Genomic DNA, 25,330 nt, shown 5'->3' with positions numbered 1-25,330 from the left:
TGCGCGCTGAAGGCCGAGATCAGCGGCTGGATCAGCGCGGGCTCGCGCGTGGTGTACAGCGTGAGTTCGTCGGCGGCGGCCTGAGCGGGCAGGGCCGTGACGGCAAGCCAGGCGGCGATGGCGGTGCTGGTGCCAAACAGGGCGCGCGCGGCGCGGCCGTGGACGCGGGAGCGTTCGGTCATGAAGATCCTCCGGGGGAGCAGTGAAATGTTCTGGAAACGCCGGCGCTTGTTGTTGTCGTCGTTCTGGCCGCGATGAGAATAATTATCACTGGGAGGATCGGGCGGGGAGGCCTTTGCACTTACGTGGCAAAGGCCTACTTCGCCCCGTTGCGCCGCGTTGCGCGGCTCGGCTCAGCGCGCTGGAGGAATCTCGAACACCAGGCAGGTCGTCGTGGCATGCGCGTACAGCGTGCCGTCCGGGCCGTACAGCCGCGCCTCGGCGGTGGCCAGCTGCTTGCCGCAATGAATCACCTTGCCCTCGGCGCGCACGCGCTGCACCTTGGGCGTGAGGCCCTTCACATAGTTCACGCCCAGCTCGGCGGTGGTGTAGGCGCGACCGGGCGGCATCATGGTGTGCACCGAGCAGCCCAGGGCCGAGTCGAGCATGGTCGCGACCCAGCCGCCATGGATGGTGCCCAGCGGGTTCAGGTGGCGGGGCAGCGGCGTGCCCTGGAAGACGGCCACGCCCTGGCGCACTTCCAGGATGGTGAAGTCCAGCGTCTTGGCGATGGCCGCGTAGGGAATGTCGCCGTTCAGCATGGCCTGCATGATCTCCAGGCCGGTCTTGCCCGCGAGCTGGTCGGGGCGGGCCAGGCCGGGGCCCGGGCCGGCGTCGAGCCGCTCGGCGATGTGGCGTTCTTCGGCAATCCAGGCTTCGAGCTGGTTCGGGGTCTCGGCGGTTGAGGTCATGCCTGCGTTCCTTCTGGGGGCTTTGTCGGGAGGTGTTTATTGCATATGCAATAGTTGCACATACAATAATATCCCATGGAAACCGCCGCCACCGTCACCCCAGTCGCCAACACGACGACCGCCGCCAAGCCGCGCGGCTGCACCAGCTTCAAGGTGCGCCAGCTCTCGCGCCGCCTGTCGCAGCACTACGACGCCGAGGTGTCGCAAAGCGGCCTGAAGACCACGCAGTACTCGCTGCTGTCGCACCTGGCGCGGCTGGGCCCCTCGCGGCCGGTCGACCTGGCGGGCGAACTCAAGATGACCGCCTCCACCCTCAGCCGCAACCTGCAGCCGCTGATTGCCGCGGGCTTCATCGCGCAAAGTGCCGGCGCCGATGCGCGCAGCCTGCTGGTGCAGCTCACCGAGGCGGGCGAGGCCAAGCGCCGCGAAGCGCAGCAGTACTGGAAGTCGGCGCAGCAGAAGATCAATGCGCTTCTGGGCGTGGAGCGCGTGCTCGCGCTGCACCAGCTGATCGACGACGCCATGGAACTGCTGGGCGCCGACGACGAGCCCGCCATCGAAGACTGAGCGTTTCCCGCCCCAGCGATACCCGAGACACCCCCTTATTCATCGCCGCGCAGAGGCTGCGCGCGCGACCGCGTCTTTCGTGTTTTTGCGTTTTGTATTCGCGTTTTTCCTCCATTCAATTCCAACAGCAGAGGTCCCATGTTCGCCACCCAAGTCTCCGCATGGCTGCAGCGCCGCGGCATTCACTACGGATGGATCGTCGCCGCCATCACCTTCCTGACCATGCTGACCATGTCGGCGGCGCTGGGCCTTCCGGGCGCCATGCTCAAGCCGCTGGGGCAGGAGTTCGGCTGGAGCACCGAGCAGATCTCCTCGGCGCTGGCGCTGCGCTTCGCGCTGTTCGGCCTCATGGGCCCGTTCGCCGCGGTGCTGATGGAGCGCTACGGGCTGCGCGCCGTCATCTGCACCGGCCTCACGCTGGTGGGCCTGGGCATGGCGCTGGTCACCATGGCCTCGCAGCTGTGGCAACTGTTCGTGCTGTGGAGCCTGATGCTGGGCCTGGGCACCGGCATGACGGCGCTGGTGCTCGGCGCGGTGGTGGCCAACCGCTGGTTCGTGGCGCGGCGCGGGCTGGTCATCGGCATGCTCACGGCCAGCTCGGCCACCGGGCAGCTGGCCTTCCTGCCGTTCGCGGCCTGGATGATCGAGCACTGGGGCTGGCGCTCGGCCATCGTGCCGATCGTGATCGGCAGCGTGCTCATCGGCGTGCTGGCCCTGTGCCTGATGCGCAACCGCCCGTCGGACATCGGCCTGCTGCCCTACGGTGAAAAGCCCGGCACGCAGCCCGCCGCCCCTGCCGCCGCCGTGCCCATGATGAACTTCGCCACGCCGTTCCGCGTGCTGAAGGAAGTCTCGACCAACCGCACCTTCTGGATCCTGGCGGGCACCTTCTTCATCTGCGGGCTGAGCACCAACGGCCTGGTGCAGACCCACTTCATCTCGCTGTGCGGCGACAACGGCATGGGCGCCGTGCCGGCCGCCTCGGTGCTCGCGATGATGGGCGCCTTCGACTTCGTGGGCACCATCCTGTCGGGCTGGCTGTCGGACCGCTACGACAACCGCAAGCTGCTGTTCTGGTACTACGGCCTGCGCGGGCTGTCGCTGTTCTGGCTGCCGCATTCGGAGTTCACCATCTACGGCCTGGGCATCTTCGCGATGTTCTACGGCCTCGACTGGATCGCCACCGTGCCGCCCACCGTCAAGCTCGCGGGCGCCGCCTTCGGCCCGGCCAAGGTCGGCCTGGTGTTCGGCTGGGTCTTTGCCGCGCACCAGCTGGGCGCCGCCACCGCCGCCTACGGCGCCGGCTTTGCCCGCACGCTGCTGCTGACCTACACCCCCGCGCTGTACGCCGCCGGTGCCGCCTGCCTGGTGGCCGCGGTGATCGTGATGATGATCCGCCGCCCCGCGGCCAAGTCCGGCACGCCGGCCGCCAGCACCGGTGCCGCCGCGGCGCGCGCCTGAACCCACGAGACGCACGCCGCCATGACAAGCACCACGACCCCTTCGGCACCGGCATCGCCAACGCCATCGCCGCCACCGCCGCTCCAGGGCGACCTCGACCCGCGCACCCGACGCCTGCTCGAGGCGCCCATCGTGCCCACGCTGCTGCGCCTGGCCGCGCCCAACGTGCTGGTGATGGTGGCGCAGGCCTGCGTCGGCCTCATCGAGACCTACTTCGTGGGCAAGCTGGGCACCGATGCGCTCGCGGGCATGGCGCTGGTGTTCCCCATCGTCATGCTGATGCAGATGACCTCCAGCGGCGCCATGGGCGGCGGCATCGCCTCGTCGATTGCCCGCGCGCTGGGCGCGCGCCGCCGCGCCGATGCCGACGCGCTGGTGTGGCACGCCATCGTCATCGCGCTGGGCTTCGGCCTGTGCTTCTCGCTGGCGCTGCTGCTGGGCGGGCGCTGGCTCTACGGGATCATGGGCGGCACCGGGCCCGCGCTGGAGGCCGCGCTCACGTACTCGAACTGGGTGTTCGCGGGCGCCGTGCTGGTGTGGCTCTTCAACTCGCTGTCGGCCATCATCCGCGGCACCGGCAACATGTCGGTGCCGGCCAACGTGACGGTGGTGGGCGTGGTGTTCCTCATCCCCGCGTCGCCGCTGCTGATCTTCGGCATCGGCCCGCTGCCGGGCATGGGCATCGCGGGCGGCGCGATGGCGCTGCTGCTGTACTACCTGCTGGGCTCAATGGCGCTGATCGTCTACCTGCGCTCGCCGCGCAGCCTGCTGCGGCCCACGCTGGCCGCGCTGAAGCTGCGCTGGCCGATGTTCCGCGACATCCTGCGCATCGGGCTCATCGGCGCGGTGTCGACGGTGGCCACCAACCTGTCGATCGGCATCGCCACCGCGCTCACGGGCCACTTCGGTTCCGGCGCGCTGGCGGGCTACGGCACGGCGTCGCGGCTCGAGTACCTGCTGGTGCCGCTGGTGTTCGGCCTGGGCGCGCCGCTGGTGGCCATGGTCGGCACCTGCATGGGCGCGGGCCAGCGCGAGCGCGCGCTGCGCGCCACCTGGGCCGGCGCGGCGCTGGCCTTTGCGCTCACCGAGACCATCGGCCTGGCCGCGGCGCTGTTCCCGCGGCCCTGGCTGATGCTGTTCGGCCATGACGCTGCCATGCTCGAAACGGGCGCGCACTACCTGCGCGTGGTCGGGCCGCTGTATGGCTTCTTCGGCGTCGGGCTGGTGCTGTACTTCGCGTCGCAGGGCGCGGGCCGGCTGATGTGGCCGGTGCTGGGCAACATCGCGCGCCTGGTGGTGGCGGGCACCGGCGGCTGGCTGGCGCTGCGCTGGGGCGGCGGGCTGGGCGGCGTGTTTGCCGCGCAGGGCGTGGCGCTGGTGGTGTACGGTGTGGTGAGCGCGTCGGCCATCGCGGGCGGCGCCTGGTTCGGTCGCGTGGGCTGGCCGCGCACCACCAGCGGTCTGCTGCGCCGGGTGGCGCAGGCCTGAAGCAATTTTCAACAACCTCGTTCAACGAAAAGGCTCGTCATGAAAATCAAGGACTCCGTGGTCTTCATCACCGGTGCGAACCGGGGGCTCGGCCTGGCGTTCGCCAAGGCCGCGCTCGCCGCCGGCGCGCGCAAGGTCTATGGCGCGGCGCGCGACCCGAACAGCATCACGCTGGCCGGCGTGACGCCGGTGGCGCTCGACGTGACGCAGCCCGCGCAGATCGAGGCGGCCGCGCGCGCCTGCGGCGACGTCACGCTGCTGGTCAACAACGCGGGCATCTCGCGCGGCTCCAGCTTCCTGGGTTCGCCCGATGCCGTGGCCGCCGCGCGGGCCGAGCTGGAAACCAACTTCTTCGGCCCCTGGGCGGTCACGCAGGCCTTCGCGCCGGTGCTCGCTGCCAACGGCGGCGGCGCGGTGCTCAATGCGCTGTCGGTGCTGAGCTGGGCGACCTTCCCGAGCGTGGCGACCTACTGCGCGAGCAAGTCGGCGGCCTGGTCGCTGAGCAACGGCCTGCGCAACGAGCTCGCGGGGCAGGGCACGCAGGTCACGAGCCTGCACATGGCGCTGATGGACACCGACATGGCGCGCAACGTGCCCGGCGACAAGGTCTCGCCCGACGATGTGGCGCGCCAGGCACTCGAAGGCGTGGAGGCCGGCCAGATCGAGGTGCTGGCGGACGACACCTCGCGCCACGTGAAGCAGGGCCTGTCGAGCGCCACGCCGCCTTACGCGTCGGCGCCGGGCTGAGCGCGGCAAGTGCAGCACACGCGGGCTGCACCCCAAACGACAACCCGGGCCTGGCCCGGGTTTTTTTGTATCAGTAGCGGTACGGATTGTTCGGCCGGCGGTCGTAGCGGTTGGGCACGCCGTCGCGGTCGTTGTCGCGGCGGCCGTAGTGACGGCGGTCGTCCCAGCGGCGGTCGCGGTAATGGCGATCGGGTCCGTAGTGGCGCGGGCCGTAGTACCGCGGCGGAGGCGGCGGTGCGTAGTAACGGCGCGGCGGCGGCGGTGGCACGACGTACACCTGCGCCTGGATGATGGGGCCGCCTCGCTGGGCCTGTGCCGGTGCGCTGAGCGCGGCCAGCGACAGCAGGACTGCGGCGCCGAATGCGAAAGTAAGCTTTTTCATGTGATCCCCCGGTTTGTGGTTGGAAGCCTCATCCTCGCGGCCTTGTGTGAAGCGCTTGTAAGGCTGGAGCGAAATCGGATGAAGAGCTGTAAGCCCGTGCGCGCCGCTTTTCTTGTGCGTTGCGGCATCACGACCGAGGCTCGATGCTAAAGGCGCACGGCGGCCGGCGCGCCTCATGAGGCGCGCCATTGGTTGTAGGCCGTTGGCTCAGGCGCGCAGGGCTGCCGCAGCCGTCCTGGCCGTCGGATCGGGCAGCATGCGCCGCAGCGCCTCGAAGAACAGGTCCGACTGTTCGCGCTCGCCCTGGATCTGCGCGGCCACGTGCGCGGCCAGCTTCGCATCCACCGGCACCAGCGGGCGCCCGGTCGACTGCGCGATCACCTGGTGCAGGCAGGCGCGCTCCAGGTAGTACAGGTCGTCGTAGGCGTGCGCGATGGTGCCGCCCGCCACGATCACGCCGTGGTTCGCCAGGAAGGCCACGTCCTTGCCGGCCATGGCGCGCGCGATGCGCTCGCCTTCGGCATCGTCGAGCGCCAGTCCGTTGTACTGGGCGTCGATGGCGATGCGGTTCATGTAGCGCATCGCGTTCTGGCTCGCGGTCGGGTCCAGCGCGCGGTCGACCGTGAGCGTGAGCGCGGTGGCGTAGGGCATGTGGCAGTGCAGCACCACCGCGTGGCCGGTGAGCCGGTGCACCGCGCCGTGGATGAACAGCGCCGTGGGCTCCACGCGGTGGCGGCCCGCGAGTACCTCGCCATGCACGTCGATCAGCACGATGTCGTCCGCGCCGATCTCGCTCCAGTGCAGCCCGCGCGGGTTGATGAGGTAGCGGTCTTGCGCGCCCGGCAGCATCACGCTGAAGTGGTTGCACACGCCTTCGGACAGCCCGTGGTGGGCGGCCGCGCGCAGGGCGAGGGCGAGGTCTTCGCGCAGCTTGCGCACGGTGGGGCTGGCGTAGTCGGAATCGGCGGACATGGTGGGGTTCTCCGTTGTTCTTGTGAGGAAAAAAGCGAAAGGCCGGGGCCTTGTCAGGCAAGCTTCGTGCCGGTCCACGCGGCAATGAACTGCTTCGCGTCCTCGCGCACGGCCGAGGCCTGCTTGCCGGGCTTGTAGAGCGCGGAGCCGATGCCGAAGCCGGTCGCGCCCGCGGCGCGCCATTCGTCCATGTTCGACGGCGTGATGCCGCCCACGGGCATCACCGGCGTGCCCTTGGGCAGCACGGCCAGCAGCGCCTTCACCACGGCGGGCGAGGCCAGTTCGGCCGGGAACAGCTTGAGTCCGGTGGCGCCCGATGCGAGCGCGCCGAAGGCCTCGGTCGGCGTCATCACGCCGGGCAGGCAGACCAGGCCCAGGCGCGCGGCTTCGCTCACCACCTCGGCGTTGTAGTTGGGCGAGACGATCAGCTCGCCGCCGGCCGCGTGCACGTCGCGCACCTGCTGCGCCGACAGCACTGTGCCCGCGCCCACCAGCGCCTGCGGAAAGCGCTGGCGCATCAGCGCGATGCTCTCCAGCGGCTGCGGCGAATTGAGCGGCACCTCGAGCAGCCGGAAGCCGGGCTCGACGATGGCGTCGCCCACGTCGGCGGCTTCCGCCGGCGTGAGCCCGCGCAGGATGGCCACCAGCGGCAGCGTGCGCACGGCGGCGTTGAATTTGTCGAGGGGCGTGGTCATGCGGGAATTCGTTCGGTGCGGTCGGTGTCGAGAAAGCCGGACAGCGCGTGCAATCCGGCCCAGGTGGCTTCGGCGCCCAGGGTGCGCGTGGCGACGCCGGTGGCGCGCAGGGCCAGTGTGTAGCGCTGGGTGAGGGCGGAGGAGCCGATGAGCACCACCTCGCCCACGGCCTGCAGCGACTGCGTGCGCAGTTCTTCGCCAATCAGCAGGCCCGAGAGGTAGCTGGCCAGCTCCTGCTTCGGCATGCGCTCGAACAGCGCGAGCGTGCGCGTGCCGAAGGCGTTGTGCAGCAGGCCGTGGCCGTTCTCGGAGCGCGTGACGCCCTCGAGAAACGATGCCTCGTCGAGCGGCGCCGACGCATCGAGCGTGCGCGCGAGGATCGAGTGCTGGCTCAGCAGGGCGTAGAACTCGCCCGTCATGTAGGTGCGAAAGCCCGCCACGCGGCCCTTCTTCACCGTGACCCATTTGTTGTGCGTGCCGGGCAGCACGAACACGCCGTCGTCCAGCCCGATGATCGACATGGCGCCGAAGATCTGCACTTCTTCGCCGCGCATCACGTCGGGCACGCCGGCATGCTCGTCGCTCAGCCCCGGCACGATCGCGATGCGCGAGCCCGGAACGGCGTCGATGTCGATGATCTTGCGGCCCACTTCCACGCGGCCCGCGGGGCAGGCGCAGTAGGGCGCCTCGACCCAGCCCTGCTTGCTGCCGGCCATGCCGGAGATGAGGCACCGCGCGCCGTCGAGGCGCATCCAGTCGCCGAACAGCGCCTCGAAGACGGCGGGGAAACCACCTTCAGGCACGGTGAGGATGCCGCGCGCGTCGCTGCGTTCTTCGAGCACCTTGCCGGCTTCGTCCAGCAGGGCGCCTCGCAGGGAGCTTGTGCCCCAGTCGATTGCTACCAGTCTTGTCATTTCAATGGTCGGATTTGTTCGAGGCTTGGTTGTTCGTTGCGCCCTTGTTCAGGGCGTGATCGCACCCCGAACACGACACCCCTCGCCACAAACCCTGAACCCTAGTGATTGTCGCGCGGCACGAAAGACCCGCGACGACCACGCAGGAAGTTCAGGTCGGCCCCCTGGTCGGCCTGCAGCACCGTGTCGACATACAGCTTCCAGTACCCCGAGTCGAGCGGCGCAACCGGCGCGACCCACTTCGAACGGCGTTCGGCAAGCTCCTCGTCGCTCACATGCAGGTGCAGCCTGCGGTTGGGCACGTCGAGTTCCACGATGTCGCCGTTCTGCACCAATGCCAGCGGTCCGCCGGCAGCAGCCTCGGGCGACGTGTGCAGCACCACCGTGCCGTAGGCCGTGCCGCTCATGCGGGCGTCGCTGATGCGGACCATGTCGGTGATGCCCTTGCGCAGCACCTTCGGCGGCAGCGGCATGTTGCCTGCCTCGGCCATGCCGGGGTAGCCCTTGGGGCCGCAGTTCTTCAGCACCATGATGCAGTGCTCGTCGATGTCCAGGCTCTCGTCGTCGATGCGCTTGTGCAGGTCTTCGGCGCTCTCGAACACCACCGCGCGGCCCTTGTGCACCAGCAGTTCCGGCGTGGCCGCGCTGGGCTTGATGATGGCGCCGTTGGGCGCGAGGTTGCCGCGCAGCACGCAGATGCCGGCCTTTTCCTTGAAGGGCTCGGCCACCGTGCGGATGACCTGCGGGCCGTAGTTTTCGGCGTCCTTCACGTTGTTCCACAGGCTGTCGCCGGTGACCGTGAGCACATCCTTGTGCAGGTGCTCGGCGATTTCCTTGATGACCACCGGCAGGCCGCCCGCGTAGCAGAAGTCTTCCATCAGGTACTGGCCCGAGGGCTGCAGGTTGACCAGGCAGGGCAGCTCGGAGGCCAGGCGGTCGAAGTCGTCGAGCGTCAGGTCGACGCCGATGCGCCCGGCAATCGCCAGCAGGTGGATCACCAGGTTGGTCGAGCCGCCGATGGCCGCATTGACCTTGATGGCGTTCTCGATGGCCTCGCGCGTGAGGATCTTCGACATGTTCATGTCTTCATGCACCATGCCGACGATGCGCCGGCCCGCCTGGCGCGCCAGCACGTTGCGCCGGCCGTCGACCGCGGGGTAGGCCGCGTTGCCCGGCAGGCCGATGCCCAGCGACTCGACCATGCAGGCCATGGTGCTGGCGGTGCCCATCGTCATGCAGTGCCCGTGGCTGCGGTGCATGCAGCTCTCGGCCTCGAAAAATTCCTGCAGCTTCAGCGTGCCGGCGCGCACCTGCTCGCTCATCTGCCACACGCCGGTGCCCGAGCCCAGCTCCTGGCCGCGCCACTTGCCCGAGAGCATCGGGCCACCGGACACGCCGATGGTGGGGAGGTCGACGCTGGCCGCGCCCATCATCAATGCGGGGGTCGTCTTGTCGCAGCCCATGAGCAGCACCACGCCGTCGAGCGGGTTGCCGCGAATGCTTTCCTCCACGTCCATGCTCGCGAGGTTGCGGTACAGCATGGCGGTGGGGCGCAGCAGCGTTTCGCCGAGCGACATCACCGGGAACTCGAGCGGAAAACCGCCGGCCTCGTACACGCCGATCTTCACCTGCTCGGCCAGCGTGCGGAAATGCGAGTTGCAGGGCGTGAGCTCGCTGAAGGTGTTGCAGATGCCGATGACCGGACGACCGTCGAACTGGTCGTGCGGCACGCCCTTGCCCTTCATCCAGCTGCGGTAGATGAAACCGTCGCGGTCGTTGCGGCCGAACCATTGCTGGCTGCGCAGCTCTCCGGGTTTTTTCTTCGGGGGAATGCTCATGGGGTGTCTCCGTTTTATTGGCTCCAGCAGCCCCAAGGCTCAGGGTTTGTCCTGCCGAAGGTCGATTTCAATCATCATATGATAAGCGCGAACGACTCGCCGAGCACCCCCATTTTCAGAGCGCAGAGATAGCAAATTTCGCATCGCACATGATCAAGAACATCCACGGTCGAACGCTCGAACTGCTCGGTGAAGCAGTGGTGGCGGGACGCTATGCGATCGGTGCGTCGATACCCGCGGAGCCCATCCTCGGCGAAGAGCTGGGCGTGAGCCGCACCGTGGTGCGCGAGGCCATCAAGTCGCTCGCGGCCAAGGGCCTGATCGTGACCGGCCCGAAGGTCGGCACGCGCGTGCTGCCCAAGGACAAATGGAACTGGTTCGACCCCGACGTCATCACCTGGCAGGCCCGCGCCGGGCTCACGCCCGAGTTCTTGCGCGACCTGCAGGACCTGCGCCGCGTGGTGGAGCCCGCGGCCGTGCGCCTCGCGGCCGAACGCGCCACCGAAACAGACATCGCCGAGATCGAAAGCGCCTTCGCCGGCATGAAGGAAGCCGTGGAAAACGGCGGCGACTACGTCACCTTCGACCTGCGCTTTCACAACGGCCTGCTGAGCGCCGCGGGCAACCGCATGCTGTCGCAGATGAGCAAGGTGCTCAACGCGCTGCTGCGCACCAGCTTCGAGATTTCGACCACCAAGCCCGACGGCCCCGCGCTCTCGCTGCCGCTGCACCGCGCGGTGCTCGACGCGGTGATTGCGCACGACCCGGCCAAGGCCGAGCTCGCGATCATCCGGCTCATCGACGGCGCGCGCCAGGACATCGAGGACGTGCTGGGTTCCCGCCGGCGCCTGCCGCGCCTGAGCAGGCCGCCGCCACGGCTGAAGGCGAGCTAGCCGCACAGGCCGCCCGCGCCCGCCTTCGCGTTTGTCCGCAGTTCGCATCCGGTTCTTTCACCCTACGCTCGCCCCCCGAGCCAATTCCACCAGAGAAGAGAAGGAGACAAACCCATGAAACTCGTCAAATCGCTCATTGCGCCGACGCTCGTCGCGCTGGGCCTGATCGCGTCAGGCAACGCCGCCGCACAAGAAAAGCTCACCGTCTGGTGGGTCAAGGGCTTCTACAAGGCGGAGGACGACGCGCTGTTCGCCGCCATCAAGAAGTTCGAGGAAAAGCACAAGGACGTGAAGGTCGAGCTGTCGCAGTACCCGGTGCAGGACATGATCCCCAAGACCGTGTCCGCGCTCGACTCCGGCAGCCCGCCCGACGTGGCCTATGCCGACGTGTACGACTTCCAGGTCACGGGCAAGTGGGCGTTCGACGGCAAGCTCGAAGACATCGGCAGCGTGCTCACGCCCATGAAGGACCGCTTCGCGACCAACACCATCGAGACCACGTTCCTCTACAACGACCAGACCAAGAAGAAGGCGTACTACGCCTTCCCCATCAAGCAGCAGACGATGCACATCGAGTACTGGCTCGACATGCTCGCGGAAGCCGGCTTCAAGGAGTCCGACATTCCGACGACGTGGAAGGAATACTGGCCCTTCTGGTGCGAGAAGGTGCAGCCCGCCAGCCGGCAGAAGAGCGGCAAGCGCACCTTCGGCATCGGCATGCCGATGGGCGTGGATTCGAGCGACGCGTTCTATTCGTTCCTGACCTTCATGGACGCCTACAACGTGAAGCTGGTGGACGACAACGGCAAGCTGCTGGTGGACGACCCCAAGGTGCGCACCGGCCTCATCGCCGCCATGACCGACTACACCAAGCCCTACCTCACGGGCTGCACGCCGCCTTCGTCCACCAGCTGGAAAGACCCGGACAACAACGTCGCGTTCCACAACAAGACCACCGTGATGACGCACAACGCGACCATCTCGCTGCCGGCGAAGTGGCTCGACGATTCGAACAACGCCACGCTCACGCCCGAGCAGCGTGAAGAGGCCAAGAAGAACTACACCGAGCGCATTCGCACGGCCGGTTTCCCGACCAAGCCCGACGGCACCAAGATGGTCTACCGCACGGCGGTGAAGACCGGCGTGGTGTTCAAGGACGGCAAGAACAAGGCGCGCGCCAAGGAGTTCGTGACCTTCCTGCTGCAGGAAGAAAACCTCACGCCGTACGTCGAGGGTTCGCTGGGCCGCTGGTTCCCGGTGACCAAGGCCGGGCAGGCCAGCCCGTTCTGGCAGGCCGACTCGCATCGCAAGTCGGTGTTCAACCAGTACGCGGCCGGCACCGTGACCTTCGAGTTCACGAAGAACTACCGCTTCACCGTGATCAACAACGAGAACGTCTGGGCCAAGGCCATGAGCCGCATCGTGACCGACAAGCTGCCGGTGGACAAGGCAGTGGACGAGATGATCGCGCGCATCAAGACGGTGGCGGCGCAGTAAGCGCGCAGCGCCCGCGAACGCACAGCAGTTGACGCCATGAGCTCGACCGTTACCGTCTCCGACACCGCTGTCGATGCCGCGGCCCCCGCCGCGGCACCGGTGGCGAACCTGGGTGCGCGCCACGCGCGCTGGCAGTTCTGGGGCGCGGTGATGGTCGTGCCCTACCTGCTGGTGTTCGTGGTGTTCGTGCTCTACCCGGTGGGCTACGGGCTGTGGCTTGCCCGCCATCCGCAGAGCTACGTGAAGCTGGTGGAAGACCCGATCTTCTTCCGCTCCGTGATCAACACGGCCGTGTTCCTGGTCGTGGCCATCAACATCAAGATGCTCGTGGCGCTGGTGCTGTCGGGCTTCTTCGTGACCTCGCGGTGGTGGATCAAGATCGTCTCGGCGATTTTCATCCTGCCGTGGGCGATGCCTTCGATTCCGACCATCCTGTCGTTCCGCTTCATGCTGAACCCGGAGTGGGGCGTGATCAACACCACCATCTTCCGCCTCACCGGCGCCGACGGTCCCAACTGGCTCAACGACCCGTCGCTGGCGCTGGGCTTCGCGATGCTGGTGCACGTGTGGAAGTCGCTGCCGTTCTGGACACTTATTTTGGTGGCCGGCCGGCTGGCCATTCCGGGCGAGCAGTACGAGGCGGCGTCGGTCGACGGCGCGTCGTCGTGGCAGAAGTTCCGCTTCGTGAGCTGGCCGGCGCTGAAGACGCTGTACGTCACCTCGCTCATCCTGTCGATGATCTGGACGCTGGGCGACTTCAACAGCGTGTACCTGCTGACCGGTGGCGGCCCCGCCGACCTGACGCACGTGCTCGCCACGCTGGGCATTCGCTACCTGCGGCTGGACCAGGTCGACTTGTCGATGGCGTCCATCGTCGTGGCCATGCCGCTGGTGTTGCCCCTTGTGTACTTCATGATGAAGAGGCTCTCGAAATGAAGCGCTGGACCCCCAAGGCCGTGCTGACCGAGGCCAAGCTGCTGCTCATCGGCATTCCGGTGCTGCTGTGGACGCTGGTGCCGGTCTATCACATGGCGCTGTTCGCGTTCTCGAGCAAGGACTCGGCCACCAGCGGCCACCTGTGGCCCACGCACCCGACGCTGAACAACTTTGCCACGGTGTTCCAGCAGAAGCACTTCTACCTGAGCCACTTCTGGGTGCAGCTGGGCAACTCGCTGGTCATCGCGCTGTCGGTGGGCGCGATCACGCTGTTCGTGGCGACCACCGCCGCGTTCGCCATCAGCCGGCTGCGCGTGCGCGGCGGGCGCACGGTGATGAACCTGGCGCTGTTCACGTACTTCATTCCGGCGGCGTTCCTCGCGGTGCCCATGTACAAGACCATGGGCAACTACGGGCTGCTGAACAGCCAGTGGGCGCTCATTCTCGCGATGGTGACCATCGCCTCGCCCTACTGCATCTGGGTGCTGAAGCAGGCGTCGGACAAGCTGCCCTACGAGCTCGACGAGGCCGCGCGCATGGACGGCGCCTCGCCGCTGCAGCTGTTCCGCCTGGTGTACCTGCCGCTGATGGTGCCCTCGCTGGTGGCCGTGGGCACGTACTCGCTGCTGCTCGCGTGGAACGAGTACCTCTATGCCTTCCTGCTGCTGTCGAACGACAAGAGCGTGACGCTGGCGGTGGCGCTGGGCAACTTCCTGTCGGCCGACGATTCGCCATGGGAGCTGCTGATGGCCACGGGCCTGATCTACGCGTTGCCTCCGGCGGCGATCTACTACGCATTCAAGCGCTACATGGTCGGCGGGCTGACCGCCGGCGCCGTCAAGAGCTGAACGATTTCAGGGACTACACATGGCATCCGTTTCCTTTCGCAATATCGAGAAATCCTTCGGCAAGGTCCAGATCATCAAGGGCCTGGGCTTCGACATCACCGACGGCGAGTTCGTGGTGCTGGTCGGTCCGTCGGGCTGCGGCAAGTCGACGCTGCTGCGCATGCTCGCGGGTCTGGAAGACATCAGCGGCGGCGAGATCGTGATCGACGGCCGGGTGGTCAACGACCTGGAGTCGAAGGACCGCGACATCGCCATGGTGTTCCAGAGCTACGCGCTCTACCCGCACATGACGGTGGGCGAGAACATGGGCTTCAGCCTGCGCCTGCGCAACGCCGAGAAGTCGGTGACCGACGAGCGCGTGTCGCGCGCCGCGAAGATCCTCAACCTCGACGCGCTGCTGGGCCGCTACCCGCGCGAACTCTCGGGCGGGCAGCGCCAGCGCGTGGCGATGGGGCGCGCCATCGTGCGCGATCCGAAGGTGTTTTTGTTCGACGAGCCGCTGTCCAACCTGGACGCCAAGCTGCGCGTGGCGATGCGCGCGGAGATCAAGGCGCTGCACCAGCGCCTGAAGACCACCACCGTGTACGTCACCCACGACCAGATCGAGGCCATGACCATGGCCGACCGCATCGTGGTGATGCACGACGGCATCGTGGAGCAGATCGGCACGCCGCTGGACCTGTACGACCGGCCCGACAACCTGTTCGTGGCGCAGTTCATCGGCTCGCCGTCGATGAACGTCATCGAGGGCACGGTGCGGCGTTCGGGCGGCGAGTGCTGGGTCGAGGCGCAGGGCGCGCGGTGGCCGGTGCCGGTGGGCACCTCGGCGCCCGACGGGCAGCCGGTGCACTACGGCGTGCGCCCGGGCGACATGACGCTCGGCGGCGGCTCGCACGGCGTGGAAGCCAAGGTGATCGTGGTGGAGCCCACGGGCGCGGAAACCGAGCTGCTGGTGCAGGTCGGCGAAGCCAGGCTGGTGCTCGCGGTGCACGGCCGGGTCGATGCCCGGCCCGACGAGCTCGTGCGGCTGGCCATCGAGGCCGAGAGCGTGCACCTGTTCGACCGGCAGAGCGGCAAACGCATGGGCTGACAAAGCCCCCGTGACGAGCGCTCAGTCGGTGCGCAGCCGCAGCAGCGCCCGCACGAAGCCGTGGTCGGAGCGCGAGCGGTCGCGCCCCTCGTGCAGGTGGTCGTTGAAGTAGTCGACGCGCCGCACGTCGCCCAGGCTGTGGCGGCTGGAGGCCACGAACTCCTCGCTCACCAGGATCTGGTCGAGCACATCGGGAAAGCCCTGGTGGATGTGCGAATAGGCCACGTCCTTCTTCAGCGCCGACTCGCCCTGCATCTCGTAGGCGTTGAACAGCGCCACGTCGCGCGCGGCCTTGTCGTACGCGACCTCCGATGTGGCCGCCACCAGTTGCGTGGTGACGCTGTGCGGGTTGTCGTTGAAGTCCCCCATCGCCACCAGCGGCACGTTGGTGCCCTGCAGCAGGTCGATGACGATGCAGCGCAGGGCCGCGGCCTCGGCGCCGCGCATCAGCAGCGAACGCAGCGAGGCCATCACGCCGACCTTGCGGTCGTCGCGGTCTTCCAGGTGGTTGCCCTGGGCGTCCTGCAGGAACTTGGGGCGCTTGGACTTCAGGTGCACCGTGAGCACGTGCACCTGCTGGCCGTGCTTCATGCGCACCGTGACCAGCAGGGGCGGGCGCTCGAAGCGCGTGTGCGGGCCCAGGCCGGGCACGTCGACGCCGAAGCCCGGAGGAAAGTCGACGAAGGAGCGGACGTCGTCCACCTTGAGCCGCGTGGCGATACCCACGCGCGGCGTGCCCTGCGCGCCCGGCCGTGCGGGCGAGCCCGGCGGGCTCCCGGGCAGCGGCGTGTTTTCCGCGCCGGGCGCCGACACGAAGTCGTAGCGCAGCCCGCTGCGCGCGATGCAGGCCTTGAGCGCTGCCTCGTCCCACACCTCCTGCACCGCCAGCACGTCGGCGTTGAGCGCATGGAAGCGCTCGCCGGTCCAGTCGATCTTTCGCTCGTACTCGCGCTTGGTGTAGCCGTCCTGGTTCTCGTAGTACACCCGGTTCGGGTTCGCGAGGTTCAGCAGGTTGCAGGTGGCTACGAAGAGGGTGGCGTAGTTGGGTGGGATGTACTGCATGAGGACACGATTGTGACGATTGTGTCCTGAGTCGGAATGGGCGGTCGGAGCACTGTGCGCGCCAGCGCATGCCGCGGCGCGAAAGAAAAAGGGCACCGAAGTGCCCTTGATTCATGTGCGAGGCAGCCGTGCTGCCTGCGCTATTCAGCGACCGAACGAACGGCCACCGCCGCCGCCACCACCGGAGCGGCCACCGCCGCCACCGCCGTAGCCGCCGCCACCACCCGAACGGCCACCGCCGCCCGAACGGTTGCCGCCGTAGCCGCCACCACCGCCGCCACCCGGGCGACCGCGACCGCGGCCGGCACCCATGTGGTCCACGCTCGTGCGCAACGGATCCGGCTGGCCTGCAGCGCCGCCCGCGACCGCTTCGGCGCGCAGGTGCGCGACCTGGTTGGCCTGCGTCGGGCTGTGGCTGTTGCCGTGATGGCGCGGTTGGCGCTCGTCGTGCGGCTGGTGGTTTTGCGCCTGGTGCGCCGGTGCATGGTGCGGTGCGCGTGCCGGGCCTTGTGGGCCGCGGCCTTGCGGCGCGCGTGCGCCCGGACCACGCGGGCCCTGGCCCTGGCCCTGGCCTTGACCGCCGCCCTGGCCACCGCCGTTGGCGCTGCGGCCTTGGCCGCCGCCCTGGCCGCCACCGCGACGTTGACCGCCGCCGTTGCCGCCACCACCACCGCCGTTGCCGCCGCCCTGGCCGGCCTTGTTCTCGCGGATGCGCGACAGCATCTCGGTGCGCGCGGCCTTGGCGGCCGCCTGCATCACGTCGCGGCTCGGCGGACGGCCGGCGCCGCCCCAGATCGTCTGGCGACCCATGGCGATCGGCTCGGCGCGTTCGCCGTCTTCAGGGCCGTAGCCCTCGACGATCTGCACCGGAATCGTCTGCTTGGTGAAGCGTTCGATTTCCTGCATGAAGCCTTCTTCGTCCAGGCACACGAAGCTCACGGCCTCGCCGCTCGAACCGGCGCGGCCGGTGCGGCCGATGCGGTGCACGTAGTCTTCGCTGACGTTCGGAATCTCGTAGTTCACGACGTGCGGCAGCTCGTCGATGTCGATGCCGCGCGCCGCGATGTCGGTGGCCACCAGGGCGCGGATGTCGCCGCTCTTGAAGCCGGCCAGCGCCTGCGTGCGCGCGCTCTGGCTCTTGTTGCCGTGCAGCGCCATCGCCTCGATGCCGTTCTTGGTCAGGAACTCGGCCACGCTGTTGGCGCCGAACTTGGTGCGCGTGAACACGAGCACCTGGCTCCACTTGTTCTCGTTGATGATGTGCGCGAGCAGCGCCTTCTTCTTGCCGCGGCCCACGGGGTGGATCACCTGGGTGATGCGCTGCACGGTGGTGTTGCGCGGCGTGACCTGGATGCTTTGCGGGTTCTTCAGCAGCGTGGCGGCGAGGTCGCGGATGTCGTCGCTGAAGGTGGCCGAGAACAGCAGGCTCTGCTTTTCCTTGGGCACCAGCGCCAGGATCTTCTTCACGTCGTGGATGAAGCCCATGTCCAGCATGCGGTCGGCTTCGTCCAGGATCAGCATCTGCACCTGGCTCAGGTCGAGCATGCCCTGCTGTTGCAGGTCGAGCAGGCGGCCGGGCGTGGCCACGAGGATGTCGACGCCCTTCTTGAGCTTGCTGATCTGCGGGTTCATGCCGACGCCGCCGAAGATCACGGTCGAGTCGAGCTGCAGGTACTTGCCGTAGGTGCGAACCGACTCTTCGACCTGCGCGGCGAGTTCGCGCGTGGGGGTGAGCACCAGGGCACGGATGCCGATGCCACCGAACTTGTTGGTGGCGCTGCGGCTCATGGTGAGCTTGTGCAGCATCGGCAGCGTGAAGGCGGCCGTCTTGCCGGTGCCGGTTTGTGCGCCGCCCAGCAGGTCATGACCTTCGAGCACCGCGGGGATGGCTTGCGCCTGGATGGGGGTGGGGGTGTCGTAGCCGTGCTCGTGCACAGCCTTCAAGATGGCGGGAGCCAGCTTCAGTTCATCAAAATTCATTGGAAACAATAAGCGCCATACACGGCGCAGTGGCATCGGCCCGCCAGGCGTCTTTGGCGACGCAAGGCCAGTCAAGGCAGATGAAGGTCAGGGGTGGGAGCCGAAAAACCCACTGTGATAAAGGGTTTTCTTCGTCCCCGGCAGAGAGCCGGTGTTGCGGGCAACTGGACCCGGCAACGTTGACATTGTCGCATGAGTCGATAATCGGTGGTTTGCCGCGCCCGGATGCGTTGTTCTGGCGCCCGCGCTTTTCCCCCAATTTCCGCTACCCAAGGTAACTATCCACAGATGGCTCAATACGTCTATTCGATGAACCGTGTCAGCAAGACCGTGCCGCCCAAGCGGCAGCTCTTGAAGGACATTTCGCTTTCTTTCTTCCCCGGCGCCAAGATCGGCGTGCTCGGCCTCAATGGCTCGGGCAAGTCCACGCTGCTCAAGATCATGGCGGGTGTGGACAAGGAGTTCGAGGGCGAGGCGCTGCCCATGCCGGGCATGACGATCGGCTATCTGGAGCAGGAACCCAAGCTCAACCCCGAGCACACGGTGCGTGAATCGGTCGAGGAGTCCATGGGCGCGGTGTTCGCGGCCAAGGCGCGCCTCGAAGAGGTTTACATCGCCTACGGTGCCGAAGACGCCGACTTCGACGCGCTGGCCGCCGAGCAGGCCCAGCTCGAAGCCATCATCGCCACCGCCGGCACCGATTCCGAGCATCAGCTCGAAATTGCCGCCGACGCGCTGCGCCTCCCACCATGGGACGCCAAGATCGGCCTGCTGTCGGGCGGTGAAAAGCGGCGCGTGGCGCTGTGCCGCCTTCTGCTGTCCAAGCCCGACATGCTGCTGCTCGACGAACCGACCAACCACTTGGACGCCGAATCGGTGGAGTGGCTCGAAGTGTTCCTGCAGCGCTTCACGGGCACCGTGGTGGCCATCACCCACGATCGCTACTTCCTCGACAACGCGGCCGAGTGGATCCTGGAAATGGACCGCGGTCGCGGCATTCCCTGGAAGGGCAACTACAGCACCTGGCTCGAGCAGAAGGGCGAACGCCTGGCGCAGGAGCAGAAGAGCGAAGAAGCCCACGCCAAGGCCCTGAAGAAGGAACTGGAGTGGTCGCGCCAGAACCCGAAGGCACGCCAGGCCAAGAGCAAGTCCCGCCTCGCCCGCTTCGAAGAGCTGAGCGACATGGAATACCAGAAGCGCAACGAAACGCAGGAAATCTTCATTCCTGTGGCCGAGCGGCTGGGCCAGCAGGTGTTCGAGTTCCACGGCGTGAGCAAGTCCTTCGGCGACCGCATGCTGATCGACAACCTGAGCTTCACCGTGCCCCCGGGCGCCATCGTCGGCATCATCGGGCCGAACGGCGCCGGCAAGTCGACGCTGTTCAAGCTGCTTGCAGGCAAGGAACAGCCGGACGCCGGCAGTGTGGTCATCGGCTCGACCGTCAAGGCGGCTTTCGTCGACCAGCACCGCGACGAACTCGCCAATCAGAAGACCGTGTGGGAAGACATCTCGAACGGCCTGGACATCATCAACGTCGGCAAGTTCCAGATGGCCAGCCGCGCGTACGCGGGCCGCTTCAACTTCAACGGCGCGGACCAGCAGAAGAAGGTCGGCACGCTGTCGGGCGGTGAACGCGGCCGCCTGCACCTGGCCAAGACGCTGATCGCCGGCGGTAACGTGCTGATGCTCGATGAACCGTCGAACGACCTGGACGTGGAAACCCTGCGAGCGCTCGAAGACGCGCTGCTCGAATTCGCCGGCACGGTCATGGTGATCAGCCATGACCGCTGGTTCCTCGACCGCATCGCCACGCACATCCTGGCCGCCGAAGGCGACAGCCAGTGGACCTTCTTCGACGGCAACTACCAGGAGTACGAAGCCGACAAGAAGAAGCGCCTGGGCGAAGAAGGCGCCAAGCCCAAGCGCATGCGCTACAAGGCCCTGAAGTAAGCCTTAGCCTGTTTCAGGCTCTCTCAGGCTGCTTCCAGCGAAGCGCGCGGTTCCGCAAGGGGCCGCGCGCTTTTTTCATCGTCGGCCGCGAACACCTCGCGTGCCGCGGCAAGGCCGTTCAGCGCCGCCGGAAAGCCCGCGTACACGGCCATCTGCATGATGACCTCGACGACTTCGGTGCGCGTCACGCCCACGTTCAGCGCGCCCTGGATGTGCACCTTCAGTTGCGGCGCTGCATTGCCCATGGCCGTGAGCGCGGCCACCACCGCGATCTCGCGTGCGCGCAGGTCCAGGCCGGGGCGCGAGTAGACGTCGCCGAACGGAAACTCGATCAGCAGCCGGGCGAAGTCCGGCGCGATGTCGGCCAGGCTCTCGACCACCTTGACGCCGCCTTCGCCGTCGATTTCCTGCAGCTTGGCCAGGCCGCGCACATAGCGCGTGTCGTCATGGCCATCGGGTGCTTGTGTGTTCGTCATCGCTCGTTTTTCCTTCCGGGGCTTTGCCCGACAAAGGAGGACGCCGGCCCGGCTGCTTCGGCTGCTCCAGCTTCTTCGACCCGTTCTCGACCGCACGGTAGTGGTCGATCTTCAGCGACAGCGCCTGCATGGATTGCTGCAGCGCCGCCACCTTGGCCTGGACTTCGGCGAGGTGCTGCTCGAGCATCTCGCGCCGTTCGCCGACGCTGGCGTCCCCCTGGCTTCGAAGCCTGGCGAAGGCCTGCATGCCCTGGATGGGCATGCCGGTCTCGCGCAGGCGCAACAGGAAAGCCAGCCAGTCCATGTCCGCGCGCGCATAGCGGCGCTGGCCGCCCGGTGCGCGCGGCACCGCGGCGATCAGGCCGATGCGCTCGTAGTACCGCAGCGTGTAGGCCGTGAGGCCCGTGCGCTCGGCGACTTCCGCAATGGTCAGACTGGTTTCCATGGCGTCGATTCTCGAAATTAGAGCGCGCTCCAAGTCAAGCGCCCGGCCGAACTATTTTTGCGCGGTGGCCGCTTCGGCCTCCGGCGTGCCGCGCGCCAGCACCCGCTTGCGCACCGCGTAGATGTTGTTGCGCAGCGCGTAGAGCTCGTCCGCGTACGACAGCGGCACCGCCACCTTGTTCACCGTGCGGTCGAGCTGGTCGAGGTCGTCCAGCAACGCCTTCTGGCCGCCTTCCTTCACGTCGGCCTTGGCATCGACCTTCGCCTCGATGTCGCGCAGCCGCGCATACCAGCGGAACACGCGACGGCGAACGCGGAACTGGTACAGCGGCGGCACCACGCGGCTCAGGGGCAGCATCAGCACCAGCAGGCCGCCCAGCACCAGCCACATGCGCTCGATGAGGTTGCTGGCCCAGAAGGGCAGGTAGCGCTGCCACACCGGCGGCGTGCCGTTGATGGCGCGGTCGCCCTCGGGGCTCACCGGCAGTTCGCTGGTGCGCGTGTTCGGAAAGTCGCGCGCGCGGTTGAACCAGCCCGCGCCGCTGTGCACCGTTTGCGCGGCCTGCGCGAACAGCTGGCGCAGGGCCGGGTGGGTCTCGTCGCGCGACAGCAGCGAGGTGGTGGCCGCGAGCAGCGCCACGTCGTGCGGCGGCAGGTCTTTCGACAGGTCGACCACGCCGCGCGGCAGCGTCACGGCCGACAGGAACGGAAAACGCCGCGAGTAGGCGTCGGCCTGGCCAAAGTCCATGAGCTTGATGTCGTCCGAGCGCAGCAGCCGCTGCACCTGCGGCGACTGCGGCGCCGAAGACAGCACGATGGCGTCGAGCAGGCCCGCTTCCAGCGCCGCGGCGGCCGCGCCTTGCTCCAGGTTCGACAGCAGCAGGTCGTCGGGCCCGAGCTTGTTGGCCTTGAACAGCCGCTCCATGATCTCCGGCAGCCCGCTGCCCTGCAGGTCGACGTTCACGCGCAGGCCGCGCAACTGCGTGAGCGAGCTCAGCGTGGCGGTCTTGCGGTCGATTTTCTGCGCGGTGTCGGCGCGGTAGAACAGCCACACTGGCTCGAAGAACAGGCTGCCCAGCGAGTTGAGGCCGGCCTCTTCGTCGGCCTTGGGGTCGGCGCTGCCGCCGCGCACGAAGCCCACGTCGGCGCCGCCGTTGCGCAGCAGCTCCAGGTTCTCGGTCGACCCCGAGGTGGGCTTGAGCTCGACCTCGATGCCGGTGTGCTTGAGCGCCTCCGCGTATCGCTTGCCGAACTGCGCGTAGGCGCTGCCCGTGGGGCCGGTGGCCAGCGTCACGTGCTTGGGCGGCTGCGGCTGCAGGTACCAGTAGGCCGCGACCAGCAGGCCGATGACGAGGAACACGATGGGCCCCGCCGAGGCAATCAGGTCCCGGATCGACAGCAGGATCAGCTTGAGTGTCTTGGGCATGGCCATGGTGTGTGCCGTTGTCGGTTCGTGTGCTCAGCCGCGCGGCGCGCCGAGGTCCGCCACGCAGGGAATGTGCAGCTCGCCCACCGTGACGGTGCGCGCCGCGTGCACCGCGCGCAGCGTGGCAATGGCCACGGCCTCGGCCGCCATGGTGCTCAGCACGGTCATGCCGGGGGCGTTGCCTTCGAGCGGCACGCGGCCGGTGGCCAGCGCGAACAGCGTGTCGCCGTCGCTCATGGTGTGCACCGGGTTGATGGCGCGCGCCAGGCCGTCGTGCGCCACGGTGGCCAGCCGGTTGGCCTGCACCTTGGTCAGCACCGCGTCGGTGGCGATCACGCCGATGGTGGTGTTGGTGCCCGCCAGCAGCGGCTTGGGCAGGTCGCCGCGCAGCAGGGCGCGGCGCGTGTCGAGCAAGGCGGTGCCGTCTTCGGTGCGCGCGCCTGCCACGGGCTGGCCGGTGTTGTGGTCGATCACGTCGCCCAGCGAATTGACGGCGATCAGCGCGCCCACGGTCACGCCGCCGACCGTGACCGACGCGGTGCCGATGCCGCCCTTCATCGCGCGGTGCACGCCGAAGAGCTTGCCCACCAGCGCGCCGGCGCCCGCGCCCACGTTGCCTTCGGCGGGCGCCGCAGTGCTCGCGGCCTCGCAGGCGGCGTAGCCGGCAGCGGCGTCGGGGCGGATGCGCGCGTCGCCCATCGGCAGGTCGAACAGCACGGCGGCCGGCACGATGGGCAGGGTGCCGAAGCGCACGTCCATGCCGATGTCGCGTTCTTCCATCCAGCGCATCGCGCCTTCGGCCGCCGCCAGGCCCCAGGCGCTGCCGCCCGCGAGCATCACCGCGTGCACCTGCTGCACGAGGTTGCCGGGCGCGAGCAGGTCGGTCTCGCGCGTGCCGGGCGCTGCGCCGCGCACGTCCACGCCGCCCACGGCGCCGTCGCGGGCCATGATGACGGTGCAGCCGGTGGGGCGGCGCGCGTCCGAGAAATGGCCGACTTCGATGCCGGCGACGTCGGTGATGGCACCGGCGGACGAAAGAGAGGGAGCAGGAGTGTGGGAGAGGGCGGACATGGCGGCCGATTATGGGACCGCACCCTCTACGATCCGGCGCATGACAGTTGCAAGAAGTTTCTCCGCGGGCGGCATTGGCGGCTCTAGTGGCAATGACGGTGCGCGCCGCCATGTGGTCGTGATCGGCGCGGGCGCGGTGGGCAGCGCCACCGCCCTCGAGGCCCTGCGCGCCGGCCTGCGCGTGACGGTGCTGGAACCCGGCGAACCGGGCGGCCCGCAGGCCACGAGCTACGGCAATGCCGGCTGGTTGTCGTCGCACTCCGTGGTGCCGCCCGCATTGCCCGGCGCCTGGCGCAAGGTGCCCGGCTGGCTGGCCGACCCGCTCGGCCCGCTGGCGTTGCGCTGGCGCTACCTGCCGCGCGCCGCGCCCTGGCTGCTGCGCTACCTGGCCTCGGGCTGGACCGAGGCGCGCGTGCAGCGCACCGCCGACGCGCTGCGCACCCTGCTGGCCGATGCGCCCGCATTGCATGCGCGGCTGGCCGCCGAAGCCGGCGTGCCGCAGCTTATCGAGCAGCGTGGGCTGCTGCACGCCTACCGCTCGCGCGAGGAGTTCGAGGGCGACGCGCTCGGCTGGCGCGTGCGCGGGCGCACGGGCGTCCAATGGGAGGAATGGTCGGCCAGCGAACTGCGCCGCCGCGAGCCCGACCTGGACGCGCGCTACACGCTGGGCATCTACGTGCCGGAGGCCGGGCACTGCCGCAACCCGGGCACCTACGTCGCCGCGCTGGCGCAGCATGCGCGCGACGGCGGCGCCGAGCGCGTGGCCGCGCGGGCCACGGGTTTTCGCATCGAGGGCGGGCGGCTGCGCGCCGTGCGCACCGAGTCGGGCGAGATCGCCTGCGACGCGGCCGCCGTCTGCGCCGGTGCGCGCTCAGGCCCGCTCGCCGCGGCCGCGGGCTCGCCCGTGCCGCTGGAGTCGGAGCGCGGCTACCACGTGGTCGTCGAAGACGCGAACGTGGGGCCGCGCACCCCGGTGATGGTGGCCGACGGCAAGCTCATCGCGCACTGGATGGACGGCGGCCTGCGCGCCGCAGGCCAAGTCGAGATCGGTGGCCTGGAAGCCGCGCCCGACTGGCGCCGCGCCGAGATCCTGCACAAGCATTTGCAGTCGATGTTTCCGGGTTTGGCGAGCGCGACCGGCATCCCGTCCGTCAAGCAGTGGCTCGGCCACCGGCCCAGCCTGCCCGACGGGCTGCCGTGCATCGGGCCGGCACGCGCCAGCGCCGACGTGGTGCTGGCGTTCGGGCACGGCCACGTGGGGCTGTGCGGCTCGGCGCGCACGGGGCGCGTGGTGGCGCAGTTGCTGTCGGGAGCGGGTGCGGGGCCCGAGATTGCGCTGGCGCCGTTCGACCCGCGACGTTTCAGTTAGCCGGCGCGATCGACATCACGGTCAACGCCCCGTCGACCTTGTCCGCCGTGAACTGCACCTTGTCGCCGGCCTTCACCTTGCCCAGCAGCGCCGGGTCGCTCACGCGAAACACCATCGTCATGCCGGTCATGTCGAGGTTGGGAATGTCGCCGTGCTTCAGCGTGATCTTCTTCGCGTCGGTGTCGACCTTGCGGACTTCGCCTTCGACGGAAGGCAGCGTGGCCTGCGCGAACGCGGCGGCTGCGAGCAGGGCGGTGGAAAGTGCGATGGCGAGCTTCTTCATGAGTTGGTTTCCTTGGTCGGTGAGTGAAAG

Annotated in this window: 24 protein-coding genes and 1 pseudogene; 11 read left to right on the top strand and 14 right to left on the bottom strand. The window is 68.3% G+C overall.

Translation table 11 applies throughout. The annotated features are described in order from the left end of the window. Together AB6807_RS38855 and AB6807_RS38850 are read right to left on the bottom strand one after the other, a co-directional pair. Window positions 1-182, bottom strand: a pseudogene (locus tag AB6807_RS38855) (iron ABC transporter substrate-binding protein); the annotation flags it as partial. Between the two features lie 171 nt (window positions 183-353). After that, on the bottom strand, window positions 354-911 hold the full coding sequence (locus AB6807_RS38850; protein ID WP_371088741.1) for a PaaI family thioesterase: 558 nt from the start codon (window positions 909-911) through the stop codon (window positions 354-356). A 75-nt stretch (window positions 912-986) separates the two neighbouring features. Between AB6807_RS38850 and AB6807_RS38845 the strand changes: the two genes are divergently transcribed. The 4 genes from AB6807_RS38845 (at window position 987) to AB6807_RS38830 (ending at window position 5,174) form a co-directional block, all read left to right on the top strand. Continuing rightward, window positions 987-1,478, top strand: a complete 492-nt coding sequence (locus tag AB6807_RS38845; RefSeq protein WP_116912793.1) for a MarR family winged helix-turn-helix transcriptional regulator — start codon at window positions 987-989, stop codon at window positions 1,476-1,478. A 138-nt stretch (window positions 1,479-1,616) separates the two neighbouring features. Continuing rightward, a complete protein-coding gene (locus AB6807_RS38840; protein ID WP_116912794.1) occupies window positions 1,617-2,939 on the top strand; it encodes an MFS transporter in 1,323 nt (440 codons plus the stop codon). Window positions 2,940-2,960: 21 nt separating this feature from the next. Continuing rightward, complete coding sequence (locus tag AB6807_RS38835; protein ID WP_371088740.1) at window positions 2,961-4,427, top strand: MATE family efflux transporter; 1,467 nt, start codon at window positions 2,961-2,963, stop codon at window positions 4,425-4,427. Window positions 4,428-4,466: 39 nt separating this feature from the next. Further along, a complete protein-coding gene (locus AB6807_RS38830) occupies window positions 4,467-5,174 on the top strand; it encodes an SDR family oxidoreductase (RefSeq protein WP_116912795.1) in 708 nt (235 codons plus the stop codon). Window positions 5,175-5,244: 70 nt separating this feature from the next. On the opposite strand, the gene AB6807_RS38825 is transcribed toward AB6807_RS38830, so the two are convergent. From AB6807_RS38825 to AB6807_RS38805, 5 genes are all read right to left on the bottom strand, one after another. After that, on the bottom strand, window positions 5,245-5,556 hold the full coding sequence (locus tag AB6807_RS38825) for a hypothetical protein (RefSeq protein WP_116912796.1): 312 nt from the start codon (window positions 5,554-5,556) through the stop codon (window positions 5,245-5,247). 207 nt (window positions 5,557-5,763) lie between these two features. After that, window positions 5,764-6,585, bottom strand: a complete 822-nt coding sequence (locus AB6807_RS38820) for an aldolase (protein WP_371088743.1) — start codon at window positions 6,583-6,585, stop codon at window positions 5,764-5,766. Then, entirely contained in the window at window positions 6,582-7,223 is a 642-nt protein-coding gene (locus AB6807_RS38815) for a 2-dehydro-3-deoxy-6-phosphogalactonate aldolase (protein WP_371088739.1), read from the bottom strand. The genes AB6807_RS38820 and AB6807_RS38815 overlap by 4 nt, the downstream gene beginning before the upstream one ends. After that, window positions 7,220-8,137, bottom strand: a complete 918-nt coding sequence (locus tag AB6807_RS38810) for a 2-dehydro-3-deoxygalactonokinase (protein WP_371088738.1) — start codon at window positions 8,135-8,137, stop codon at window positions 7,220-7,222. The genes AB6807_RS38815 and AB6807_RS38810 overlap by 4 nt, the downstream gene beginning before the upstream one ends. Window positions 8,138-8,238: 101 nt before the next feature. Beyond that, window positions 8,239-9,975, bottom strand: a complete 1,737-nt coding sequence (locus AB6807_RS38805) for an IlvD/Edd family dehydratase (protein WP_116912800.1) — start codon at window positions 9,973-9,975, stop codon at window positions 8,239-8,241. Between the two features lie 149 nt (window positions 9,976-10,124). Here AB6807_RS38805 and AB6807_RS38800 point away from each other — a divergent pair, with 149 nt between their 5' ends. The 5 genes from AB6807_RS38800 (at window position 10,125) to AB6807_RS38780 (ending at window position 15,239) form a co-directional block, all read left to right on the top strand. Beyond that, window positions 10,125-10,868 carry a FadR/GntR family transcriptional regulator gene (locus tag AB6807_RS38800; protein ID WP_371088737.1) on the top strand — a complete coding sequence of 248 codons (744 nt, stop codon included), beginning with the start codon at window positions 10,125-10,127 and terminating at the stop codon, window positions 10,866-10,868. Between the two features lie 114 nt (window positions 10,869-10,982). Then, a complete protein-coding gene (locus tag AB6807_RS38795) occupies window positions 10,983-12,365 on the top strand; it encodes an ABC transporter substrate-binding protein (protein WP_108136454.1) in 1,383 nt (460 codons plus the stop codon). A 36-nt stretch (window positions 12,366-12,401) separates the two neighbouring features. After that, entirely contained in the window at window positions 12,402-13,301 is a 900-nt protein-coding gene (locus AB6807_RS38790) for a carbohydrate ABC transporter permease (protein WP_116912802.1), read from the top strand. After that, complete coding sequence (locus AB6807_RS38785; RefSeq protein WP_116912803.1) at window positions 13,298-14,149, top strand: carbohydrate ABC transporter permease; 852 nt, start codon at window positions 13,298-13,300, stop codon at window positions 14,147-14,149. The genes AB6807_RS38790 and AB6807_RS38785 overlap by 4 nt, the downstream gene beginning before the upstream one ends. 19 nt (window positions 14,150-14,168) lie before the next feature. Beyond that, a complete protein-coding gene (locus AB6807_RS38780; protein ID WP_116912804.1) occupies window positions 14,169-15,239 on the top strand; it encodes an ABC transporter ATP-binding protein in 1,071 nt (356 codons plus the stop codon). A gap of 21 nt (window positions 15,240-15,260) precedes the next feature. Here AB6807_RS38780 and AB6807_RS38775 read toward each other — a convergent pair whose 3' ends face one another. Further along, window positions 15,261-16,301 carry an endonuclease/exonuclease/phosphatase family protein gene (locus AB6807_RS38775; protein WP_371088736.1) on the bottom strand — a complete coding sequence of 347 codons (1,041 nt, stop codon included), beginning with the start codon at window positions 16,299-16,301 and terminating at the stop codon, window positions 15,261-15,263. A gap of 144 nt (window positions 16,302-16,445) precedes the next feature. Continuing rightward, a complete protein-coding gene (locus tag AB6807_RS38770; RefSeq protein WP_371088735.1) occupies window positions 16,446-18,281 on the bottom strand; it encodes a DEAD/DEAH box helicase in 1,836 nt (611 codons plus the stop codon). A gap of 288 nt (window positions 18,282-18,569) precedes the next feature. On the opposite strand from AB6807_RS38770, the gene ettA reads away from it, so the two are divergent. Further along, entirely contained in the window at window positions 18,570-20,231 is a 1,662-nt protein-coding gene (gene ettA / locus AB6807_RS38765) for an energy-dependent translational throttle protein EttA (RefSeq protein ID WP_116912807.1), read from the top strand. Between the two features lie 23 nt (window positions 20,232-20,254). Here the strand turns inward: ettA and AB6807_RS38760 are convergent, their stop codons facing one another. Genes AB6807_RS38760 through AB6807_RS38745 form a run of 4 tightly spaced genes read right to left on the bottom strand, consistent with a single transcriptional unit; the run spans window position 20,255 to window position 23,648 of the window. Further along, on the bottom strand, window positions 20,255-20,707 hold the full coding sequence (locus tag AB6807_RS38760) for a carboxymuconolactone decarboxylase family protein (RefSeq protein ID WP_116912808.1): 453 nt from the start codon (window positions 20,705-20,707) through the stop codon (window positions 20,255-20,257). Then, complete coding sequence (locus AB6807_RS38755; RefSeq protein WP_371088734.1) at window positions 20,676-21,152, bottom strand: MerR family transcriptional regulator; 477 nt, start codon at window positions 21,150-21,152, stop codon at window positions 20,676-20,678. Before AB6807_RS38755 ends, AB6807_RS38760 begins: the two co-directional genes overlap by 32 nt. Window positions 21,153-21,203: 51 nt before the next feature. After that, on the bottom strand, window positions 21,204-22,583 hold the full coding sequence (locus tag AB6807_RS38750) for a TAXI family TRAP transporter solute-binding subunit (RefSeq protein ID WP_371088733.1): 1,380 nt from the start codon (window positions 22,581-22,583) through the stop codon (window positions 21,204-21,206). 27 nt (window positions 22,584-22,610) lie between these two features. Continuing rightward, window positions 22,611-23,648 (bottom strand): P1 family peptidase, encoded by a 1,038-nt coding sequence (locus tag AB6807_RS38745; RefSeq protein WP_371088732.1) that lies wholly within the window; start codon window positions 23,646-23,648, stop codon window positions 22,611-22,613. Window positions 23,649-23,688: 40 nt separating this feature from the next. Between AB6807_RS38745 and AB6807_RS38740 the strand changes: the two genes are divergently transcribed. Then, entirely contained in the window at window positions 23,689-25,017 is a 1,329-nt protein-coding gene (locus AB6807_RS38740) for an NAD(P)/FAD-dependent oxidoreductase (RefSeq protein WP_371088731.1), read from the top strand. Here AB6807_RS38740 and AB6807_RS38735 read toward each other — a convergent pair. After that, window positions 25,010-25,300, bottom strand: a complete 291-nt coding sequence (locus AB6807_RS38735; protein WP_371088730.1) for a copper-binding protein — start codon at window positions 25,298-25,300, stop codon at window positions 25,010-25,012. The genes AB6807_RS38740 and AB6807_RS38735 overlap by 8 nt on opposite strands. Between the last annotated feature and the right edge of the window lie 30 nt (window positions 25,301-25,330).

The organism is Variovorax sp. RCC_210, from assembly GCF_041355175.1.
Taxonomy (GTDB): domain Bacteria; phylum Pseudomonadota; class Gammaproteobacteria; order Burkholderiales; family Burkholderiaceae_C; genus Variovorax.
The sequence above is the reverse complement of the archived record's forward strand: the minus strand, read 5'-3'. Positions and strand labels throughout refer to the sequence as shown.

Excerpts from the sequence above, each read along its gene's own strand:
- AB6807_RS38850 (WP_371088741.1), bottom strand. The coding sequence starts at position 911 with ATGACCTCAACCGCCGAGACCCCGAACCAGCTCGAAGCCTGGATTGCC.
- AB6807_RS38845 (WP_116912793.1), top strand. The coding sequence starts at position 987 with ATGGAAACCGCCGCCACCGTCACCCCAGTCGCCAACACGACGACCGCC.
- AB6807_RS38840 (WP_116912794.1), top strand. The coding sequence starts at position 1,617 with ATGTTCGCCACCCAAGTCTCCGCATGGCTGCAGCGCCGCGGCATTCAC.
- AB6807_RS38835 (WP_371088740.1), top strand. The coding sequence starts at position 2,961 with ATGACAAGCACCACGACCCCTTCGGCACCGGCATCGCCAACGCCATCG.
- AB6807_RS38830 (WP_116912795.1), top strand. The coding sequence starts at position 4,467 with ATGAAAATCAAGGACTCCGTGGTCTTCATCACCGGTGCGAACCGGGGG.
- AB6807_RS38825 (WP_116912796.1), bottom strand. The coding sequence starts at position 5,556 with ATGAAAAAGCTTACTTTCGCATTCGGCGCCGCAGTCCTGCTGTCGCTG.
- AB6807_RS38815 (WP_371088739.1), bottom strand. The coding sequence starts at position 7,223 with ATGACCACGCCCCTCGACAAATTCAACGCCGCCGTGCGCACGCTGCCG.
- AB6807_RS38810 (WP_371088738.1), bottom strand. The coding sequence starts at position 8,137 with ATGACAAGACTGGTAGCAATCGACTGGGGCACAAGCTCCCTGCGAGGC.
- AB6807_RS38805 (WP_116912800.1), bottom strand. The coding sequence starts at position 9,975 with ATGAGCATTCCCCCGAAGAAAAAACCCGGAGAGCTGCGCAGCCAGCAA.
- AB6807_RS38800 (WP_371088737.1), top strand. The coding sequence starts at position 10,125 with ATGATCAAGAACATCCACGGTCGAACGCTCGAACTGCTCGGTGAAGCA.
- AB6807_RS38795 (WP_108136454.1), top strand. The coding sequence starts at position 10,983 with ATGAAACTCGTCAAATCGCTCATTGCGCCGACGCTCGTCGCGCTGGGC.
- AB6807_RS38790 (WP_116912802.1), top strand. The coding sequence starts at position 12,402 with ATGAGCTCGACCGTTACCGTCTCCGACACCGCTGTCGATGCCGCGGCC.
- AB6807_RS38785 (WP_116912803.1), top strand. The coding sequence starts at position 13,298 with ATGAAGCGCTGGACCCCCAAGGCCGTGCTGACCGAGGCCAAGCTGCTG.
- AB6807_RS38780 (WP_116912804.1), top strand. The coding sequence starts at position 14,169 with ATGGCATCCGTTTCCTTTCGCAATATCGAGAAATCCTTCGGCAAGGTC.
- AB6807_RS38775 (WP_371088736.1), bottom strand. The coding sequence starts at position 16,301 with ATGCAGTACATCCCACCCAACTACGCCACCCTCTTCGTAGCCACCTGC.
- AB6807_RS38770 (WP_371088735.1), bottom strand. The coding sequence starts at position 18,281 with ATGAATTTTGATGAACTGAAGCTGGCTCCCGCCATCTTGAAGGCTGTG.
- ettA (WP_116912807.1), top strand. The coding sequence starts at position 18,570 with ATGGCTCAATACGTCTATTCGATGAACCGTGTCAGCAAGACCGTGCCG.
- AB6807_RS38760 (WP_116912808.1), bottom strand. The coding sequence starts at position 20,707 with ATGACGAACACACAAGCACCCGATGGCCATGACGACACGCGCTATGTG.
- AB6807_RS38755 (WP_371088734.1), bottom strand. The coding sequence starts at position 21,152 with ATGGAAACCAGTCTGACCATTGCGGAAGTCGCCGAGCGCACGGGCCTC.
- AB6807_RS38750 (WP_371088733.1), bottom strand. The coding sequence starts at position 22,583 with ATGGCCATGCCCAAGACACTCAAGCTGATCCTGCTGTCGATCCGGGAC.
- AB6807_RS38745 (WP_371088732.1), bottom strand. The coding sequence starts at position 23,648 with ATGTCCGCCCTCTCCCACACTCCTGCTCCCTCTCTTTCGTCCGCCGGT.
- AB6807_RS38740 (WP_371088731.1), top strand. The coding sequence starts at position 23,689 with ATGACAGTTGCAAGAAGTTTCTCCGCGGGCGGCATTGGCGGCTCTAGT.
- AB6807_RS38735 (WP_371088730.1), bottom strand. The coding sequence starts at position 25,300 with ATGAAGAAGCTCGCCATCGCACTTTCCACCGCCCTGCTCGCAGCCGCC.